Origin of the sequence: Peptoniphilus sp. oral taxon 836 str. F0141 (genome assembly GCF_000179335.1) — a bacterium.
GTDB lineage: Bacteria > Bacillota > Clostridia > Tissierellales > Peptoniphilaceae > Peptoniphilus_A > Peptoniphilus_A lacrimalis.
Window position 1 is genome coordinate 1 of sequence record NZ_AEAA01000111.1, and the last position, 21279, is coordinate 21279.

Sequence of the window (21279 nt, forward strand, 5' to 3'; positions counted from 1 at the left end):
TAACTAAACTCTTTTCAGATACAATACTTGATCTTAATAAAAATATTTTAGAATCTTTAGAGGCTCTCGGTTGTACATCTTTTAGAAAAATTAGATTTGGAATTTTACCTCAGCTTTCAGCTAATTTTATTTCAACTGGTATCTATAGATTTGATATGAATTTAAGAGATGCCTCTGTATTAGGTTTAGTTGGTGCAGGTGGTATTGGTTCTCCACTTATGTTTGCTATAAATTCTTACAGGTGGAATCAAGTAGGATCTATTTTAATTGGCTTAATTGTCCTTGTTATAATTATTGAATTTTTCTCAACAAAAATAAGAAAAAAATTAGTTAGAGGTTAATATGACTAAAATTATATATACTTCAGATGTACATGGTTATTTATTTCCAACAGATTATTTAGATAGAAATATTAAGAAAAAGGGTTATATATCCTTTATCGACCAAATAAATTCTTACAGAGATGAAAATACCATACTTCTTGATGCTGGTGATATTTTACAAGGCTCATCACTAGCTTATTATTTAGAAAAAGAAAATAATCCTGAACTCATGGCTGACATCTTAAACGAGTTTAAGATTGACTATTACACATTAGGAAACCATGATTTTAATTATGGTTATGCTTACTTGAAAAAATTTAGTTGACCGTAGAAATTCTACCCTTATTTGTGCCAATGTTAAGGATAAAAATAAAGAAATAATAACAAGTGATTATATTATAAAAAAACTAAATAATGGCAAGACTCTTGGAATCATAGGAGTTGTTACAGATTGGATAAAGCTTTGGGAGAGAAAAGAAAATATTGAAAATTTTATTATTACTAAGCCTTTAGATGCAATTTCAGATAATTTCAAATATATTAAAGACTGTGACTATAAAATATGTCTTTACCATGGGGGCTATGATATAGATCTTGAAACATTAGAAAAAAATACAAAAACAGATGAAAATGTAGGTGGGGAGATTCTAAAAAATTTCAATTTTGATTTACTTTTAACTGGTCACCAACATATGCCCTTTGAAGGAAAAAAGATTTATAATACTTATACTAGTCAGGCTCCTGCAAATGGAGAAGGTTTTGTTTTAGTAGATTTAGATAGTAAATCTTCTAAAATATTTAAAGGTGAAAAAATAAATACCAATATATATAATAAATACAAATATATTGATGATAAAGTTCAAGATTTTTTGGATAATAAATTATGTAAATTAAAAAGGCCTTATCCCGATGAAGATAAAATTCAAAGAGCAAAACATGGAAGTATTTTGGCAGATTTTTTTAATAAGATAATTATTGATTATTCAAAAGCTGATATTTCCATAACATCTTTTGCTAATGAAATTTCTGGACTTAGAGAAAATGTAAGTATAAGAGAAATTTTAAACACCTATAGATTTCCTAACACTTTAATCGTTTTGGAAATTTCTGCTGAAAAACTAAAAAAAGCTTTGGAACAAAATTTCACCTATCTTGAAAATGAAAATACAATTAATAAAAATTTCTTGATTCCAAAAGAAGAGCATTATAATTTTGATTTTTTCTATGGTATAGATTTTGATGTTGATTTTACAAAAGATTTTTATGAGAGAATTTCAAATATAACTTTTAAAGGCAAGCCTGTTAAGGATGGGGATAAGTTTAAAATTGCCATGAATAATTATAGGGCAACAGGAGCGGGAAACTTTGATATGTATAAAGATTTGAAAGTTGTTAAATCTTTTGACAAGGAGATTTCAGAAATTCTTATTGATGCCTTTAGAAGTGGCAGAGCTTCGGAACTTGAAAAATAAAATATATTTATTATAGACTCTTTATGGGTCTATTTTTTATTAAATAATTGTAAATTTATGATATTATAATATTGTAAAAGGACGTGATTTAATGATTTTAGATAAATTAAGAAAAGAAATGAAAAAATTTGGAGTTGATTATTATATAGTTCCAACATTAGATCCTCATTCTTGTGAATATTTACCTGATTATTTTAAAGAAAGAGAATTTATAACGGGTTTTACAGGTTCAGCAGGTACTGCAGTAATTGGTGATGATTTTGCATATCTTTGGACTGATGGAAGATATTATATTCAAGCCCAAAAACAAATTAAGGATTTTGGATTTTCTTTAATGAAACAAGGTCAAGAAGGAGTACTAAATTTTGATAAATGGATAGTAGAAAATATTAAAGATGGACAGAGCTTAGCTTTTAATGATCTATATTTTTTGCAATCTACCTATGAAAAATTAGAAGAAGCTTTAAAAAAGAAAAATGTTAAAATAAAAAGTTGTGATTTAATTAAAGACCTTTGGGAAAATCGTCCGGAATTTCCTCGTGCTAAAGCTTTTATTTTTGAAGAAAAGTATGCTGGAGAATCTTTTGAAGATAAATTAAAAAGAATAAGACAAAAGCTTAATGATAAAAAGGCTGATATGACAGTTATTACAAACCTTGAAGATATATGTTGGGCATTAAATATTAGAGGGGAAGATATACTATACACTCCAGTTGTTTTATCATATTTAATAATAGAAGAAAACAATGCAACATTATTTTTACAAAAGGAAAAAGCTAAAGATATAAAAGAATCTCTGAAAAATTTTGTGCAAATCAAAGAATATGATGATTTTTATAGGGAATTGGAAAAGTATAAAAATAAAAATATATTCATTGATAAGGATAGGGTAAATAGAAGGGTTTTTAAATCTCTTGAGGATAATAATAAGTTTATTTTTGGTACAAATATTACAAATGACTTGAAAGCAATAAAAAATCCTATAGAGTTGGAAAATCAGCGTCAAACGTATATTAGAGATGGGGTTGCCCTCACTAAATATATTTATTGGTTAAAGAATAAGGTTAAAGATGAAGAAATTGGAGAATATGATGCTCAACTTCAACTTGATAAATTTAGAGCTGAAGAAGATCTATATTTTTCTAATTCTTTTGAAACTATATCTGCTTATGGGTCAAATGCAGCTATGATGCATTATAGTGCTCATAAAGGCAAACAAAGCCCTTTAAAAGCTAAGGGATTTTATCTTGTAGATTCTGGTGGGCAATATTTTACTGGAACAACAGATGTGACAAGGACTATAGCTCTTGGGAAGTTAAACAAAGAAGAAATTACTGACTTTACTTTAACTTTAAAATGTCATTTAGATTTGATGGACGCAATATTTTTGAAGGGAACTACAGATTTGGGACTAGATGCTATTTGCAGATATCCATTATGGCAAAATCATATGGATTATAAGTGCGGAACTGGTCACGGAGTTGGATATTTCTTATCAGTTCATGAAGGTCCACAGAGAATTTCACCTAATACAAGTGTTCATGAAATGAAAGTAGGCATGATTGTTTCTAATGAACCTGGAGTTTATAAAGAAAATAAACATGGTATCAGAATAGAAAACATTATGGAAGTTATTGAAGATGGAAAGTATAATGATGGAACTTTTTATAAGTTTAATACAATGAGCCTTTGCCCTATAGAATGCGAGGCTATTGATGTAAAACTATTGACTGATAGGGAATTAGAAGTTATTAATGAATATCATAAGAGGGTTTATGAAAAACTCTCACCATTTTTACAAGAACCAGTTAAAGAATGGTTAAAAGAGGTAACAAAAGAATTAGAAAGGTAAAAGTTTGATTAATATAAAAGAAAGATTAGCTCAGCTTCCAGATAAGCCTGGAGTTTATATAATGAAAAATTCTACTGATGAAATTATATATGTTGGGAAGGCAAAGTCTTTGCGTAAGAGGGTAAGACAATATTTTGGCTCCTATGGCAAATCTTCTGCCAAAGTAAAATCTATGGTTAGTCATATTTATGATTTTGAATATATAATTGTGGAAAATGAAGTAGAATCCTTAATTTTAGAATCAAACTTAATAAAAGATAATTTACCCAAGTATAATATTTTACTTAGGGACGATAAGCAATATCCATATATCAAAGTTACAACTAACGAACTTTATCCAAGGGTAATGAAAACTAGACGAATTTTAAAGGATGGTGCTAAGTATTTTGGTCCCTATCCAGATGTTTATGCAGTTAATGACTCCATAGACACTTTTGAAAGTTTATTTCCATTGAGAACTTGTTCCTTAAATATGGAAAAAAATATGGGTAAATATAGAGCGTGCTTAAATTTTTATATAGGAAAATGTCTTGGTCCTTGTCAGGGAAATGTAGATGAAAATTCTTATAAAAAAATGATAGATGAAATTCTTGATTTTTTATCTTTGAAGTCTGATGCAATTTTAACTAGATTAGAAGATAAAATGAAAGAATTTTCTTATAATTTGGAATATGAAAAAGCAGCAGAAATAAGGGACAGGATAAAAAACTTGAAGGAATTAAGAGAAAAACAGTTAATCTCTAATCCTATGTCTACAAATGATAAGGATATAATTGCACTTGCTAAGGGAATAGATGAAGTCTTGATACAAATATTTTTCATAAGGGATGGAAAAATTATTGGGCGTGAACATTATATGCTAAATGATTATTTTAATGAGCCTTTAGAAGAAATATTTTCTGCATTCATAAAACAGTTTTACAATGGCACTTCCTATATTCCTAAAGAGATAATAATTGAAGAAGAACCAGCACAGAAAGAGGTTTTGGAAGAATGGCTTTCAACAAAAAGATCAAATAAAGTTACAATAACAGTTCCACAAATTGGTCAAAAGAAAGAATTAATACAAATGGTGCACAAAAATGCCCTAGATATGATCAATAAATATGGGGATAAGTATGCAAAAAGAGCTAAGTCTAATTCACTAGCCCTTGAAGAAATAACAGACATCTTGGGACTTGATATTAAACTTAACAGGATAGAAGCTTACGATATTTCAAATATATCTGGCGTTGAGTCTGTAGGTTCTATGGTAGTTTTTGAAAAGGGAGAATCTAAAAAAAGTGACTATAGGAAATTCAGAATTAAAACTGTTATCGGTCCAAATGATTATGCATCTCTTAAAGAAGTTTTAACTAGAAGATTTTTGAGGGGAATTAATGAAAGAATTGATAAAGAAAAAGGTCCATCTTCTTTTTCTAGATTTCCTGATATGATTATGATGGACGGTGGCAAGGGGCAAGTAAATATTGCCTTAGATGTATTAAAAGAACTGGGAGTAAATATTGTTGTTATAGGTCTTGTTAAAGATGATTTTCACACTACAAGGGGTATTATTTATAACAACAAGGAATACAGTTTAGATTTAAATTCTAAAGGATACAAAATGATATATAAAATTCAAGAAGAAGCACATAGATTTGCCATAAACTATCACAGAAGTCTTAGAAATAAAGATATGTTTAAATCAGAGCTTGATGATATACCTTTAATTGGTGAAAAGAGAAAAAATAATCTTTTAAAATATTTTAAATCTTTAGATAAAATTAAAAAGGCTTCGGTTGATGAACTTAAAGAGGTAAGTGGAATGGACATAAGGAGTGCCGAGTCTTTATATAATCATTTCAATGGAGTAAAAAAATGACTATAAAATTAGAAAATCTTGTAAAGAAGATGAAATTGGAAGTTATTAATAAGTCTAGCGATTATTCTAATATTAGTATAGAAAATGATGAAATCAATAGACCAGGCCTCCAATTTTTAGGGGAATTTGATAAATTTGTTGATGGAAGAATACAAATTATTGGTGATAGTGAATGGGGTTATTTAAATTCTTTAACTGAAGATGAGGCTAGAGAATCCTTTGAAAAGCTTTTAAAATTTAAATTTCCCTGCATAATTTTCACAAGGAATAATGAAATCTTTCCCTTCGTTTATGAATTAGCAAAAAAATATGATATCAGCATTTTAAAGAGTTCAGATACATCTACAAAATTTATTATTGAACTTATTTCAACGATAGATGAGGAATTAGCACCTACACTTAGGGTACATGGATGTTTACTAGATATTTATGGAGTAGGAGTTTTAATAATGGGTAGAAGTGGAATAGGTAAGAGCGAAACTGCACTTGATCTTATTTCAAATGGTGCAAGACTTATTTCTGACGATTTAGTAATTATTAAAAATATTAACGAAAGATTAGTGGGAAAATCTCCTAACATCACAAGGCACTTCATGGAAATAAGAGGTGTAGGTATAATAGATGTACAAAAAATGTTTGGCATTGGCTTTGTAATGGAAGAAAAGGAAGTTGAAATTATTGTAGAATTAGTAGATTGGGATGAGTCTAAGGAGTATGACAGGTTAGGAATAGACTATGCTTATGAAAATCTATTGGGAATGAATGTGGTAAAATTTACTATTCCAGTAAAGCCAGGAAGGCATACTTCATTAATAATTGAAGTAGCCACAAGACATTTCAAACAAAAAGAACTGGGTTATAATCCTGCTCTTGAATTAAACAAGAGAATTATAGAAGAGAGAAAAATTTAATTAGGAAAATTGTTTAAACTTGTTAATAATAGATAATATTCTATATATAATATCTATTTATTATATAATATTGTATAAATATTGTAGATTATTAAAAAAATTTAAAAATAATGGGGAAAAAGCTTTAAATTTTACTTTATATTTCACAGATTTTTATAAAAAATTAATGGAATTTATTGCAAAACATAAAGCAGGGTTTTATAATTATATTAAGTACGGTTGTTTAATATTAATAAAATTAATAAATGGAGGCTAATATGGGAAAAAAATTCAAAACCATGGATGGTAATGAAGCTGCTGCTCACGTTGCTTATGCGTTTTCAGAAGTTTCATGTATTTATCCTATCACACCGTCTTCACCAATGGCTGAACATATTGATGCTTGGGCTTCTCAAGGAAGAAAAAATATTTTTGGTCAAGAAGTTTTAGTTAAGGAATTACAAGCAGAAGGTGGAGCTGCTGGGGCAATGCACGGTTCATTGCAAGCAGGTTCATTAACATCAACTTATACAGCATCACAAGGTTTACTTTTGATGATTCCAAATATGTATAAGATAGCAGGAGAATTATTACCAGGAGTATTTCATGTTGCCGCTAGAGCTTTGGCCTCACATGCCTTAAGTATATTTGGTGACCATCAAGACGTCATGGCTGCGAGAGCTACTGGCTGTGCTTTGTTATGCTCAAATTCAGTTCAAGAAGCTATGGACCTTGCCGGAGTTGCTCACTTGAGTGCTCTTAAGGGACGAGTTCCATTTATTCATTTCTTTGATGGTTTTAGAACTTCACATGAGGTTCAAAAGATTGAAGTTTTAGATTACGATGATTTAAAAGATTTAATAGATAAAAAAGCCCTTAAGGAATTTAAAGAAAGAGCTTTAAATCCCAATGGTGCCCAAACAAGAGGAACTGCTCAAAACCCTGATATTTATTTCCAATCAGTTGAAGCAAGCAATAAATATTATGATGAAATTCCTAGTATTGTAGAAGAGTACATGGATAAAATTTCTAAAATTACAGGTCGTAATTATGGATTATTCAACTATTACGGAGATAAAAATGCAACAGATATTATTGTTGCTATGGGATCTGTAAATGAATGTATAGAAGAAGTTGTTGATTACCTAAATAGCAAAGGACAAAAGACAGGACTTCTAAAAGTACATTTATATAGACCTTTTGCAGTTGAAAAGTTTTTGGAAAGTATTCCTAAAACTGTAGAAAGAATTGCAGTATTAGATAGAACTAAAGAAAAAGGAGCTCCAGCTCAACCTTTACACTTAGATGTTAGAAATGCATTTTATAGTTCTGATAGGATGCCAATAATTATTGGTGGTATCTATGGTTTAGGTTCTAAGGATACAAACCCATCACAAATACTTTCAGTATTTAAAAATCTAAAGGCTGCTAAACCAATAAATAATTTCACAATTGGTATTGTTGATGATGTTACGAATAAATCACTTGACACAAGTGAACATATATCAACTGAACCAGAAGGCACAATCAGATGTAAATTCTGGGGATTTGGTTCCGATGGTACAGTAGGAGCTAATAAATCTGCAATTAAGATTATTGGTGATAATACAGATATGTATGCACAAGGTTATTTTGATTATGATTCTAAAAAATCAGGTGGTGTTACTATGTCCCACTTGAGATTTGGTAATCACAAAATCACCTCAACATATTTATTATCAGAAAGTGATTTTATCTCTTGCTCTAAACAATCATATGTTTATCAATATGATTTACTTAGAGGATTAAAACAAGGCGGTAAATTCTTATTAAATACAACTTGGGATGATGAACAGTTAGAAGAACATCTACCAAATTCTTTAAAGAAAGATATTGCAGATAAAAAAGTTGATTTCTATACTATAAATGCAACAAAAATTGCAGCTGAAGTTGGATTAGGCGGTAGAACTAATATGGTTATGCAAGCAGCTTTCTTCAAACTTTCTCAAGTGTTACCTCTTGATCTTGCAGTTAAATTATTAAAAGAAGGTATTGTTAAAGATTATGGAGTAAAGGGCGATGATATAGTTCAAATGAACTATAAGGCTGTTGACGAAGGTGTAAAATCTATTCATCAAGTTAAGATTAATCCAAAATGGGCAGATTGCAAGGTTGAAGATGAACATTCAATAAAGAGTGCACCTGAATTTATAAATAAAATTCTTATCCCTATGACAAGACAAGTTGGTAATGACCTTCCTGTTTCAGCTTTAATGGATCATGTTGATGGTTCATTCCCCAATGGAACTAGTAAGTATGAAAAGAGAGGAATTGCAGTTAATGTACCACATTGGAAGATAGAAAATTGTATTCAATGTAATCAATGTTCATTAGTTTGTCCTCACGCTGTTATAAGACCATTCTTACTTGATAAAGAAGAAGCTAAGAAAAAGCCTGAAACATTTGAAACTATGAGTGCTAGAGGCAAGGGATTAACTGATTATGAATTCAGAATTCAAATTTCTCCGCTTGATTGTACTGGATGTGGTAACTGTGCTCAAGTTTGTCCTGCTAAAGAAAAAGCTTTAGTAATGACTCCTTATGAAAAAGAACTTGAAGTTCAAGCAATTAACTGGGAATTTGCAACAACAGTAAAATCTAAACAAGATAATATAGAATTAAATAATTTTAAAAATTCACAATTCTATAAACCATATCTTGAATTTTCAGGAGCGTGTGCTGGCTGTGGTGAAACTCCCTATGTTAAACTTGTAAGCCAATTATTTGGAGATAGAATGTCTATAGCAAATGCTACAGGTTGCTCATCAATTTGGGGTGCATCTGCTCCATCAATGCCATATTGCACAGATGATTGCGGAAGAGGACCTTCTTGGGCAAACTCTCTATTTGAAGATGCTGCTGAATATGGATATGGTATGGCTGTTTCTCAACATCAAACTAGAGATAGAATTAAGAACTTAATGCAAGAATTTATTGATTTAAATATAGACAAAGAAGTAAATTCAATCTTTAGTGAATGGATTGAAGGTATGGATGAATATAAGGATTCAAAACTAGCTAGTGCTAAAGTAATAAATATTCTTGATAGGAAATTTAATGATACTAAAGCTGATCAAATTGTAGAAACATTAAAATCTCTTGAAAAATTCTTGATTAAAAAGAGTCAATGGATAATTGGTGGAGATGGTTGGGCTTATGATATTGGTTATGGTGGTCTTGACCATGTACTTGCATCAGGTGAAGATTTGAATGTTTTAGTAGTTGATACAGAAGTATATTCTAATACTGGAGGTCAAGCTTCAAAGGCAACACCTACTGCTGCTATTGCACAATTTGCAGCTTCAGGAAAAATTACTAAGAAAAAAGACTTAGGTTTAATGGCAACTTCTTATGGTTATGTATATGTAGCACAAATAGCTTTAGGTGCAGATAAAAATCAAGCATTTAAGGCAATAAAAGAAGCAGAAGCCTATAAAGGACCTTCATTAATTATCGCTTATGCACCATGTATTAATCACGGAATTAGAGCCGGCATGGGCAAGACAATAGAAGAAGAAAAGAAAGCTGTAGAAACAGGCTATTGGCACTTATATAGATTTAATCCTGAACTTAAAGCACAAGGTAAAAATCCATTTGTTCTTGATTCAAAAGAACCTACAAGACCTTACAGAGAATTCCTTGATGGTGAAGTTAGATACACTTCACTTAAGAAATTGTTCCCTGAAAGAGCTGAAAGACTTTACGAAGAAGCTGAACAAAATGCTAAGGATAGATACGAATCATATGTAAATGCTGACAAGGCAACTGTAGATTGATAATTATAAAGATTTTAAATATTTGTTGGGGCAATTCCTCAACAAATATTTTTTTATACAAGTTTATTACAATTAATCAATTAGCATTTATTGAAATTTCTTTCTAATAATATTGATTTTTCTTATGCGATAATATATATTAAAATAGTATTTGGAGGTTATTATGAAAGTAATTTTTGATGCTAATGGCGGAGATAATCCAAAAGAGATTATAAAAGGAGCAGTTGATGCTTCTAATGAATTTAATATAGATATTATTTTTGTTGGTGAAGAAAATTTTATTAATGATTGTCTAAATGATTTAGACTATGATAAAGAAAAAATTTCAATTGTAGGTGCTAGTCAAAAAATTGAAAATGACGAAGACCCTGCATTTGCTTTGAGGAAAAAGAAAGATGCTTCCATTGTAGTAGCTTTAAATTTATTAAAAGAATCTAAGGCAGATGCTGTGATTTCTGCAGGTTCAACTGGAGCTCTTCTAGCAGGAGGACTTTTTTTAGTAGGTAGAATTAAGGGTGTAAAAAGAGCTGTTCTTCCAACTTCCATTCCGGGACTTAAGAAATCTACAATGATAATTGATTCTGGTGCTAATATGGATACAGATTCTATACTACTTAAGCAATTTGCTCAAATGGGTTCAGTATATTTAAAGGAATATTATAATATAGATAATCCTAAAATTGCTTTATTAAATGTTGGTAGTGAAAAAGGTAAGGGTAATTCCTTGGCTAAAGAAACTTATGAATTATTAGAAAATTCAAATTTGAATTTTATTGGAAATGTTGAGGCTAGAGAAATTACTAATACAGAAGCTGATCTTGTTTTATGCGATGGTTTTGTTGGTAATGTTCTTTTAAAAGGAATTGAAGGTATAGCAGAATTTATTTTAAAAAGTTTATTTTACACTTTAAAAACTGGCCATGGAAGTGATAATGAAAAGCAATTTATGTCCAATATTTTAGGTAATTTTTCTAAAAAATTAGATGCTAAAGAAGTTGGTGGCACAATTTTGTTGGGTCTTGAAAAACCTATTATTAAGGCTCATGGTAATTCAGATGCTAAAGCAATTAAGAATGCTTGTGCCTATGCAATAGATATTTATAATAAAGAATTAATTAATAAAATTAAAAATAATTTGGGGGAAAATTAATGAGAGATACTATTTTAAAATTAATAGCTGATGAATTTAATATGGAAGTTAGTGATTTAAGAGAAGACATGAGTTTTCAAGATGACTTAAATGCTGATTCTATTGAACTTGTTGAACTTATTATGTCTATTGAAGACGAACTTGATGTTCAAGTTGATGATGAAAAAATAGAAGAATTAAAAACAATTGGCGATGTTTTAGAATATGTTGAAGAATTGGAACAGTGATAGGTGTGTCAGTTGACAAAGAAACTCTTGAAAAGAATTTAAATTATTTTTTTAAGAATCACGCTTTATTAGACAAGGCTTTGACGCATTCTTCTTATGTAAATGAAAATAATCTCAAATCTTTTGATTCTAATGAGAGGTTAGAATTTTTAGGAGATGCAGTTTTGGGACTTGTTATGGGTGAATATTACTATAAAAAATATGAGCTTTATAATGAAGGTGAACTTTCAAAATTGCGTTCTGCAAGTGTAAATGAACACGCTTTGGCTGTTGTAGCTAATCATATAAAATTAGGAGAGCTTATTCATTTTGGCAAGGGTGAAATAAAAAACGGAGGAAAATTTAGGGAATCAATTTTAGCAGATGCTTTTGAAGCCCTTATTGGAGCAATTTTTTTAGATTCTTCCTTTAAAATTGCAAGAAAAGTTATATTAGCCTTATTTGAAGATATTTTTGATGAAATAATGCTATATGACAGAGATTATAAGTCTAAGTTACAGGAATTTGTTCAAAAGGACTCTTGTACTATCAAGTATGTTTTAACTGATGAAATAGGTCCAGACAATGACAAGACATTTTCTTCTAGTGTTTTAATTTCAGGCAAAATCTATGGTAAGGGTATGGGTAAAACAAAAAAGAAATCTGAACAGATGGCTGCTTATGAAGCTTTAAAAGTTTTAGGTGATTTTGATGAGTAAATTAAATATCATACCTATTTTCGTTCCTCACTTGGGTTGCCCTTTAGATTGCTGCTTTTGTAACCAAAAAAAAATCACAGGTGTTTCTACAGATATTTCAAGTGATATAGTTGAGAAAACTATTTTGGAATATCTGTCTTATTTTAAGAGAAAAGATAATGTTGAAGTTGCTTTTTATGGAGGGTCTTTTACTGCTATAGATAAGAATATTCAGTCGGAACTTTTATCTGTTGCTTTTAAATATAAAAAGAAAGGTTTAGTCAATAATATAAGGTTATCTACCAGACCTGATTGTATAGACACTGATACTTTGGATAATTTAAAAAAATTTGGAGTAGACATTATTGAATTAGGGGTTCAAAGTCTTGATGATGGTGTTTTAATTCTTTCAAACAGAGGTCATGATAGCAAGTGTGTTCAAAAGTCATCAGAGCTAATTAAGGATTATGGATTTAAATTAGGTCTGCAACAGATGATAGGTCTTCCAGGAGATAGTTTTTCTAAATCTTATTACACTGCTAAAGAGTTTGTTAAGTTAAATCCACACTGTGTAAGAATTTATCCGACTCTTGTTGTTAAAGATACTGCTCTTGAAAATGATTTATATGAAGGGACTTATGATGCCTTGAGTCTTTCTGATTCAATAAGTATCGTTTCTGATATACTTAATTTGTACTATAAAAATAATATCAATGTTATTAGGGTAGGCTTGCAACCAACAGAAAATATTAATTATAATGGAGATGTAGTTGCAGGACCATTTCATCCGGCTTATAGGCAGTTAGTTGAAGGAAATTATTTGTATAATTGCCTTAAAAATTATTTGCTCGCTAATGATGAGAAAAAAGATATATTAATCTATGCTAACGGAAGAAATATATCAAATATAGCAGGTCAAAAATCAAAGAATAAGAAAAAATTAATTGAAAATTTAAAGTTAAACAAGTTGGTTTTAAGGGAGAAAAAATTAGATAATTTCACCCTTGAAATAGATGATAAAAATATAGATATAAGAGATTATTATAAGATGGAGAATAAATGTATTTAAAAGCTGTTTATATTGAAGGATTTAAATCCTTTGCAAAAAAAACTAAAATTGAATTTAATAAGGATATAACGGCTATAGTCGGTCCCAATGGTAGTGGTAAATCAAATATTACAGATGCTATTATGTGGGTCTTAGGAGAATCTTCAGCAAAAAACTTAAGAGGTCAAAAAATGGAAGATATTATTTTTTCAGGCACTGATAATATGCGACCTCTTGGCTTAGCTCAGGTTACAATAGTTTTTGATAATTCTGACAAGAGTCTTCTCAGTGATTACACTGAGGTTTCTGTTACTAGAAAAATGTATCGTTCTTTAGAATCAGAATTCTTAATAAATAATGTAAAATGCAGGCTTAAAGATATCAAAGAACTTTTCATGGATACAGGAATTGGTAAAGATGGGTATTCACTTATAGGTCAAGGTAGAATTGATTCTATTTTATCCAATAAAGCTGAAGATAGAAGAAGTATTTTTGAGGAAGCGGCTGGAATTTCAAAGTATAAATTTAAAAAGAAAGAGTCTCAAAACAAATTACAAAGGGCAAAGGATAATCTCACCAGGCTCTCAGACATCATCTCAGAAATTGAAAATCAAGAAGGCACTTTAAAAATTCAAATGTTAAAAGCTAAAAGATATCTTAAAATTTTTAATGAATTAAAAGAGAAAGATATTAACTTTGTTTACTTTAATAACCAGAAATTGCAAGTTGATCTAAAAAATTTATCTGAAGAATATAATCAAATAATTACTAAGATAAATTCAATTGAAAATCAAATATCATCATTAAATATAGAGGAAGAAGAACTAGAGAAAAACTTAGAACTAACTGAAGTTAGAATTGATAAGAACCAAGAGCTTATAAATACAAATAATTTAACTAAGCAAAAAAATAGTTCTAACATTGAAATACTTAAAGAAAAAATCTCATCTTTACAGCTTACTATTAAGAATTTATTAAGTGATGCCCAAAAAGACAAAGAAAAAATTGAAAATAATAATGAAAGTATTAATAAAAATACTGAAACTCTTAAACTAAATGAAGATAAACTTTCTGAACTGAATATAATTATTGAAGAAAATAAAAATAAGTTGGATATTTTAAAAAAAGAAATTGATTCACAAGAAAAATTTGAGGATTCTAAAAGAAAGACTGAACTTGAATTAGAAAATCAAATTAAAAATTTAACTTTTAAAAATCAAACTTTAGAAAATTTCCTTGAAGATAAAAAACAAAGATCCCAAATTTTAAAAAATAATATTTCTAATTTTAGTGAAAATCAAATAGAACTTATAGATTCTTTAAAAGTCAATGAGGAAAAATTAAAGACTTCACAAGATAAATTAAAGGCTAAATTAAAAGAGTCTGATGAAATAACATCTAATTTATCAAAGCTTAATGGAGAATTTCAAAGTCAAAGTAAAAATATAGAAGATTTAAATTTTAAGTCTAAAGATATACTAAATCGTTTGAATTTTTTAAAAAGTTTATCTGAAAATTATGATGGATACAATCGTAGTGTAAAATCTTTTATGAATTATACTAATAAAATAAACTTATTTAAGAATAAAATATTAGGTAGTGTTGGAGATAATATTTATTTTGAAAAGAAATACCAAAAAGCCATTTCTGTTGCTTTAGGTGGTTCTCTGCAAAACATAATAGTAGAGAAATTAACTGATGTTAGCCCAATGATAGAACTTTTACAAAAGGAAAAATTTGGCAGAATTACCTTTATGCCTCTTGATAATATTAAAAATAATAATTCAAATCTAAACTTAAATCCCTATAAGAATATGGGCGCTATTGATTTTGCAATAAACTTAATCTCTTTTCAAGATAAGTTTTATAATATTTATTCAAATTTATTGGGGAAAATTATTGTATGTGATAATTTTACCAATGCCTCAAAACTTCAAAAAACTTTGAATAACAAATTTAGGATTGTAACCTTAGATGGAGATATTTTTAATACTACAGGCTCTATTACTGGTGGATATGTAAATAAGTCAAACTTAGATTTAATTTCTAGAAAAAATGATTTGAAGGAAAAGAAAGAACAATTTGATGATATTAATTTAAAAATACAAAGTCAAAGCGAAAAACTTGAAAATTTGAGCAAAAATCTTGATAAATATAAAATTCTTGAACAAGATAATAAAAAAGAGATAAATGAACTGGAACAAATAATAAATAGTTTAAAGATTAGTATAGAAAATATAAAAAATTCTAAATTAAATAACGAAGAGTATTTAAGTAGATATAATAGTGAATTGGATGATATTTATAAAAGCTTAGCCTCAGATGAGTTAGAAATTGAGAATAACAAGAAGAAGTTAGAAGAGGTAAATACGAGCCTTTCATCATTAAGTTTATCTAAAAATGATTTTTCAAATAATTTACTTGATAAGAAAAGTGAGCTTGAAAGCCTAAGAGAAGAATTTCAAGAAAATATCTTAAATAGAAGAGAAATTGAGGAGAAAAATAATTATTTAAAAATTGAGATAAAGAGATTGACAGATGAGATTAAGGTTTTAGATGAAGCTATCAATAGCTCTTATGAAAGGGAAAATAATTTAAAAAATGAAATTACCATAAATGAAGAGAGTATAGCTACTTTTGAAAGTGATTTGATTGAAAATGAAAATTCATCGTCTTGCAATATTGAAATAGACAAGACTTTGAGAGAAGAGAAAACTAATTTAAGTCTTAAATTAAAAGAAATTAGAGAAAATAAAGATAAAATTAAAGAAGAGCTGATTGATTTAAATAATTTAAGAGAAAAGAACAGGTCAAAAGTTGAAAGAAAAGAAGAAATTTTAAATGATTCTTTGAGAAGAATAGAGGAAGAATATAACTTAACCTCTGTAAATGAGGCAGTAAACAAAGATTTAGGTAGGATTTCTGAAAAAGAAATTAAAAAGTTAAAAAAAGATTTGCAGGATTTAGGACCAGTGAATTTAAATTCAATTGGTGAATATGAATTGATAAAAGAAAGACTAGAGATGAATTTAAAGCAAAGACAGGACCTATTAAATTCCGGTGAAGAAATTGAAAATATATTGAGAGATTTAGATAAGGAAATGAAAGAAATTTTTAAAAAGTCTTTTGCCGAGATTTCTAAGAATTTCAATGAAATTTTTAAAATTTTATTTGATGGAGGCAAGGCGGAAATTGAGTTGACTGGCGAAATTTTAGATGGAGGCATCGAAATAAAGGCAATGCCACCAGGAAAAAGACTTCAATCACTATCATTATTATCTGGTGGAGAAAAAGCTCTTACTGCTGTTGCGCTTTTATTTGCCCTATTAAAAGTTAGACCAGCTCCTTTCTGCATATTAGATGAAATTGATGCTGCACTTGATGATGCTAATATTAAAAAATATTGTGATTATCTAAAAACTCTAGAAAATATTCAATTTATTATGATTACACACAGAAAACTAACTATGGAAATTGCAGGCACTATGTATGGAGTGACAATGGAAGAAAAAGGTGTTAGTAAGCTATATTCAGTAAAATTACAATAGGAGGACTTATGTTTAACTGGTTTAAAAAGAAAAATAAAGAAAAAGAATCTTTAATTAAGGAAGATACTATAAATAACAAAGAAGAAAATGAGCAAATACCAGAAGAGAATTCTAAGGTAAATGAAGAGATTTTTAGCGAAGCAAATACTCTTTTAGATGAGGAAAAAAATTTAGATCTTACTAAAGAAATAGATAATAAAGAAAATATAGAAGAAGATGGGCTAGAAAAAACATCTAATAATTCAGTTGAAGTTAAAGAAGAAATTGAAGAAAATTTTAATACTGAAGAAATTAAAGAAGAAATTGAGGCAGAAAATTCTTCAGAATTAGATAATGATGAAGCCCCCAATGAAGACAAGGGTAAAGTTAACTTCTTCAAAAAATTAATGAGCGGTCTTGATAAGACAAGAAAAGAAGTAGGCATAAAAATCAATACCGTAATGGGAAATTATGTAAAAATTGATGATGATATGCTTGAAGACCTTGAAGATATTTTAATTTCAGCTGATGTTGGAATGGATACTACAATGAAATTAATTGATAATTTAAGGGAAACTATAATCAAGGAAAAAATTAACGACCCATCTAAAGTTAAAGATATTTTAAAGTCTGAAACAAAAAAATTAATGAATGAAGAATTAAATAAAGGAATAAGCGATGTTTCTCCATCAATAATTTTAGTTGTAGGAGTAAATGGTGTAGGTAAAACTACAACGATTGGCAAACTTGCAAAAAGGTATAAGGATGAAGGAAAATCTGTTTTAATTGCGGCAGCGGATACTTTTAGAGCTGCAGCAATTGACCAACTAAAAGAATGGGGAAGTAGGGTAAATGTTGATATAATTAGCCATAGTGAAGGTCAAGACCCGGCAGCCGTTGTTTTTGATGCTATTACAGCAGCAAAAAGTAGAAATGCTGATATACTAATAGTCGACACAGCCGGAAGATTACACAACAAAGCTAATTTAATGAAAGAATTAGAAAAAATTAATAGAATAATAGACAAAAAATATCCTGAAGCTTACAGAGAAACACTTCTTGTTCTTGATGCAACAACTGGTCAAAATGCTATGAATCAGGCAAAAACTTTCAAAGAAGCTGTAAATATTACAGGCATTGCTTTAACTAAACTTGATGGGACCGCCAAGGGAGGCGTTGTCATAGCTTTACAATCTGAACTACAAATTCCCATAAAACTTGTGGGAGTAGGTGAAGGAATCTACGATTTACAAGATTTCAATTTAGATAATTTCTTGCAAGGAATTTTTGGATAATATTTTATATAAATAAGTAAATAATATTGACAAAAAAAGAAATTTATGGTTTAATACTAGAGGTCAAGTAAAAAGGTTGACCCTTATAAATATGGTGATTATATGGAAGATAAGTTTTTTCGCATAAATACTCTTATGGATTTTTATGGTTCTTTACTACCACAAAAACAGAGAAGAGTAATGAGTATGTATTATATTTATGATTGCTCTTTAAATGAAATAGCAAATGAATTTAATATTTCAAAACAAGCTGTTTCTGATAATATGAAAAGAGCAGAGAATAACTTAGAAAATTATGAAAAAAAACTTAAACTCATAGATATTACAGAAAAAAGAGATAAAGAAGCTCTTTTAAAAAAAGAAAAACTAGAAAAATACTTTGATGAGTTTGAAAAAAATAGTAGAGAATATGATAAAGTTCTCTACAAAAAGATTAAAACCTTAATCTTGGAATAGGGGGTGTATTGTGGTTTTTGAATCTTTATCTGAAAAATTACAAAATACTCTTAATAAATTAACAGGCAAGGGTAAATTAACTGAAAAAGATATTGATGCAGCTATGAGAGAGGTTAAGCTTGCTCTTTTAGAAGCAGATGTAAATTTTAAGGTAGTTAAGGATTTTATAAAAAACACTAAAGAAAGAGCTTTAGGCTCTCAAGTTTTAGAATCATTAACACCTGGTCAACAGGTAATTAAAATTGTTAACGATGAGCTTAAAAACCTTATGGGAAAAGAGCAGGTAAAAATTGATTACTCTAAGAAGCCAACAGTTATTTTAATGTGTGGTCTACAAGGGGCTGGAAAAACTACAACAGCCGGTAAGCTTGCTAATAAGATGAAACAAGAAGGCAAAAGACCACTTTTAGTAGCGTGTGATGTTTATAGACCTGCTGCAATAAAACAGCTACAAGTTGTAGGTAAATCTGTAGATGTTCCAGTTTTTACTATGGGTGATAAAATTGATCCTGTTGACATTTCAAAAGCATCTCTTGAACATGCTAAGAAAAATGGAAATGATGTTTTAATTATTGATACTGCTGGAAGACTTCAAATAGATGAAAAACTGATGCAAGAATTAAAAAACATCTATGATGCCTTAGAACCATCTGAGGTTTTACTGGTGCTTGATTCTATGACAGGACAAGAAGCTGTAAATGTAGCAGACACTTTTGATGATACCTTAAAACTTACTGGGGTTATTTTAACTAAACTTGACGGTGATGCAAGAGGTGGAGCGGCCCTTTCTATAAGAGCTGTAACTGATGTGCCTATTAAATTTATTGCATCAGGCGAAAAGATGGATAACATTGAAGTCTTCCATCCAGATAGGATGGCTTCAAGAATTTTAGGCATGGGCGATATGTTAAGCCTTATTGAAAAAGCTGAAGCTATTGTTGATGAAAAGAAGGCTAAAGAATTAGAAGAAAAATAATTAATCAGACTTTTACCTTTGATGATTTTCTTGACCAAATGATGCAAATTAAAAAGATGGGTCCTTTGGAAGATATTTTAGGAATGCTTCCGGGAGTGAATTCAAAAGCTTTGAAGGGAGTAAAGTTACCAGAGGGTGAACTTGCAAAAGTAGAAGCAATAATAAGGTCCATGACCAAAAAAGAAAGAATTAAACCCGATATTATAGATTCGTCAAGAAGAAAGAGAATAGCTTTAGGTTCAGGGACTAGCCCTGCAGAAGTTAATAAGTTGATAAAACAATTTAAAGATTTAAGAAAACTTATGAAACAATTTGGAAACATGTCTAAGGGCATGAAGAAAAAAAGGTTTAAAATGCCTTTTTCATTTTAGGTAATTTATTTTTTAAATAAATTTATTTTAATTATGGAGGTGAATTAATTGGCAGTTAAAATTAGATTAAGAAGAATGGGTACTAAGAAAAAACCATTTTATAGAGTTGTTGTAGCGGATTCACGTAGTCCTAGAGATGGTAGAGTAATCGAAGAAATTGGTTATTATGATCCATTGACTCAACCAAAGAAATTTGTTGTAAACAGTGAAAAAGCTAACACATGGATTCTAAATGGAGCTAAACCTACTGATACAGTAGATAGACTTTTTAGAGAAAATTCTGTTTATATAAATAAAGAAGCTTCTAAAAATGAAGAAGCTCAAGAAGAACCAATAAATAAATAATTGGAGGCATACATGGTTGAATTAATTGAATACATTGCAAAGTCTTTAGTTGATGAACCGGAAAAGGTTAAAGTAAGCTCTCAAGAAGGCGAAGATGTTAACAATATACTTCTACAAGTCTCTTCAACCGACATGGGAAAAGTTATTGGAAAACAAGGCAGAATTGCAAAAGCAATCAGGTCTATTTTAAAAGCTGTATCATTAAAAGAAGAAATAAAGGTCAATTTAGAAATAGATGAAATCCAAGAATGATTTAACTTGTATAGGCGAGATTATTAATACTTTTGGTATAAAGGGAGAGCTTAAAGTAAGACCTTTTACTGATAATATCAAAAGATATTCTAAGCTGGATTATATACTTTTAGGTCAAAATAAAGACTCTTATGAAATCTCTTCTGTAAGATATGACAAAGGTTTTGTTTTTTTAAAAATAAAAGGACATGATGATATTAATGATGTCTTGAAATTTAAAAATTCATATCTATATATTTATGATAAGGACAGAGAAAAATTGCCACAAGGGACTTTTTATGTATGGGACTTAATTGGTAAGGAAGTTTATGATTCAAATAATGAATTTCTTGGAATTTTGGAAAAAATAGATTCTTATCCAGCAAATGATGTTCTTGTTATTAAAAACGAGAATTTTCGCTACTATATACCAAATGTTAAGGAATTTGTTAAGGATATTGGAGATGTTATTATAGCTGACCCCATTGAAGGGATGAGAGAGTGAAAATTTCTGTACTAACTTTATTTCCGGAGTTTATTAATTCGCTTAGGGATTATTCAATTGTTGGAAGAGCTATAAAAGACAATATTGTAGAACTTGAGGTAATAGATATTAGAGATTTTGCTATTAATAAGTATCTACAAGTAGATGATTATCCTTTTGGTGGTGGGCCAGGAATGCTTATGCAGGTTTCTCCAATAGTTCAAGCTATTGAAAGCTGCAAAAGTCAAAAAGGCAAAAGTTTATTTTTTAAGTGCT

The 21279-nt window shown here is 29.2% G+C and carries 17 protein-coding genes and 2 pseudogenes; all 19 read left to right on the forward strand.

The features are described 5' to 3' along the window. Positions 1-341, forward strand: a 341-nt coding sequence (locus tag HMPREF9131_RS05715) for an ABC transporter permease (RefSeq protein WP_009345930.1), incomplete at its 5' end; no start/stop codon positions are given. A 1-nt stretch (position 342) separates the two neighbouring features. Next, positions 343-648, forward strand: a complete 306-nt coding sequence (locus HMPREF9131_RS08715; protein ID WP_009345925.1) for a metallophosphoesterase — start codon at positions 343-345, stop codon at positions 646-648. A gap of 367 nt (positions 649-1015) precedes the next feature. Next, complete coding sequence (locus HMPREF9131_RS08720) at positions 1016-1795, forward strand: 5'-nucleotidase C-terminal domain-containing protein (protein WP_009345921.1); 780 nt, start codon at positions 1016-1018, stop codon at positions 1793-1795. 91 nt (positions 1796-1886) lie between these two features. Beyond that, positions 1887-3647, forward strand: coding sequence for an aminopeptidase P family protein (locus HMPREF9131_RS05725; RefSeq protein WP_009345914.1), 1761 nt, complete (start codon positions 1887-1889; stop codon positions 3645-3647). 4 nt (positions 3648-3651) lie between these two features. Next, positions 3652-5511, forward strand: coding sequence for an excinuclease ABC subunit UvrC (gene uvrC, locus HMPREF9131_RS05730; RefSeq protein ID WP_009345922.1), 1860 nt, complete (start codon positions 3652-3654; stop codon positions 5509-5511). Beyond that, positions 5508-6422: an HPr(Ser) kinase/phosphatase gene (gene hprK, locus HMPREF9131_RS05735; RefSeq protein ID WP_009345918.1), complete on the forward strand. Its 915-nt coding sequence runs from the start codon at positions 5508-5510 to the stop codon at positions 6420-6422. Before uvrC ends, hprK begins: the two co-directional genes overlap by 4 nt. A gap of 257 nt (positions 6423-6679) precedes the next feature. After that, the gene (nifJ, locus tag HMPREF9131_RS05745) at positions 6680-10216 is read left to right on the forward strand and encodes a pyruvate:ferredoxin (flavodoxin) oxidoreductase (RefSeq protein WP_009345926.1); all 3537 of its coding nucleotides are present in this window, start codon (positions 6680-6682) and stop codon (positions 10214-10216) included. A 163-nt stretch (positions 10217-10379) separates the two neighbouring features. Further along, complete coding sequence (gene plsX, locus HMPREF9131_RS05750; RefSeq protein WP_009345919.1) at positions 10380-11366, forward strand: phosphate acyltransferase PlsX; 987 nt, start codon at positions 10380-10382, stop codon at positions 11364-11366. Continuing rightward, positions 11366-11593, forward strand: coding sequence for an acyl carrier protein (locus tag HMPREF9131_RS05755; protein WP_004824608.1), 228 nt, complete (start codon positions 11366-11368; stop codon positions 11591-11593). Before plsX ends, HMPREF9131_RS05755 begins: the two co-directional genes overlap by 1 nt. 5 nt (positions 11594-11598) lie before the next feature. Next, positions 11599-12291, forward strand: coding sequence for a ribonuclease III (gene rnc / locus HMPREF9131_RS05760; protein ID WP_009345928.1), 693 nt, complete (start codon positions 11599-11601; stop codon positions 12289-12291). Next, on the forward strand, positions 12284-13339 hold the full coding sequence (locus HMPREF9131_RS05765; protein WP_009345931.1) for an elongator complex protein 3: 1056 nt from the start codon (positions 12284-12286) through the stop codon (positions 13337-13339). Before rnc ends, HMPREF9131_RS05765 begins: the two co-directional genes overlap by 8 nt. Then, the gene (gene smc, locus HMPREF9131_RS05770) at positions 13330-16866 is read left to right on the forward strand and encodes a chromosome segregation protein SMC (protein WP_009345915.1); all 3537 of its coding nucleotides are present in this window, start codon (positions 13330-13332) and stop codon (positions 16864-16866) included. The genes HMPREF9131_RS05765 and smc overlap by 10 nt, the downstream gene beginning before the upstream one ends. Positions 16867-16874: 8 nt before the next feature. Then, on the forward strand, positions 16875-18140 hold the full coding sequence (ftsY, locus tag HMPREF9131_RS05775) for a signal recognition particle-docking protein FtsY (RefSeq protein ID WP_009345924.1): 1266 nt from the start codon (positions 16875-16877) through the stop codon (positions 18138-18140). Between the two features lie 102 nt (positions 18141-18242). After that, positions 18243-18596, forward strand: coding sequence for a YlxM family DNA-binding protein (gene ylxM, locus HMPREF9131_RS05780; RefSeq protein WP_009345923.1), 354 nt, complete (start codon positions 18243-18245; stop codon positions 18594-18596). Between the two features lie 10 nt (positions 18597-18606). Next, positions 18607-19943: pseudogene (ffh, locus tag HMPREF9131_RS05785) on the forward strand (signal recognition particle protein). A 48-nt stretch (positions 19944-19991) separates the two neighbouring features. Then, positions 19992-20288, forward strand: coding sequence for a 30S ribosomal protein S16 (gene rpsP, locus HMPREF9131_RS05790; RefSeq protein ID WP_004825655.1), 297 nt, complete (start codon positions 19992-19994; stop codon positions 20286-20288). 12 nt (positions 20289-20300) lie between these two features. Then, positions 20301-20540, forward strand: coding sequence for a KH domain-containing protein (locus HMPREF9131_RS05795; protein WP_004825665.1), 240 nt, complete (start codon positions 20301-20303; stop codon positions 20538-20540). Then, on the forward strand, positions 20524-21024 hold the full coding sequence (rimM, locus tag HMPREF9131_RS05800; protein WP_009345929.1) for a ribosome maturation factor RimM: 501 nt from the start codon (positions 20524-20526) through the stop codon (positions 21022-21024). The genes HMPREF9131_RS05795 and rimM overlap by 17 nt, the downstream gene beginning before the upstream one ends. Continuing rightward, positions 21021-21279, forward strand: a pseudogene (locus tag HMPREF9131_RS05805) (tRNA (guanosine(37)-N1)-methyltransferase TrmD); the annotation flags it as partial. The gene rimM and the pseudogene HMPREF9131_RS05805, both read left to right, overlap by 4 nt.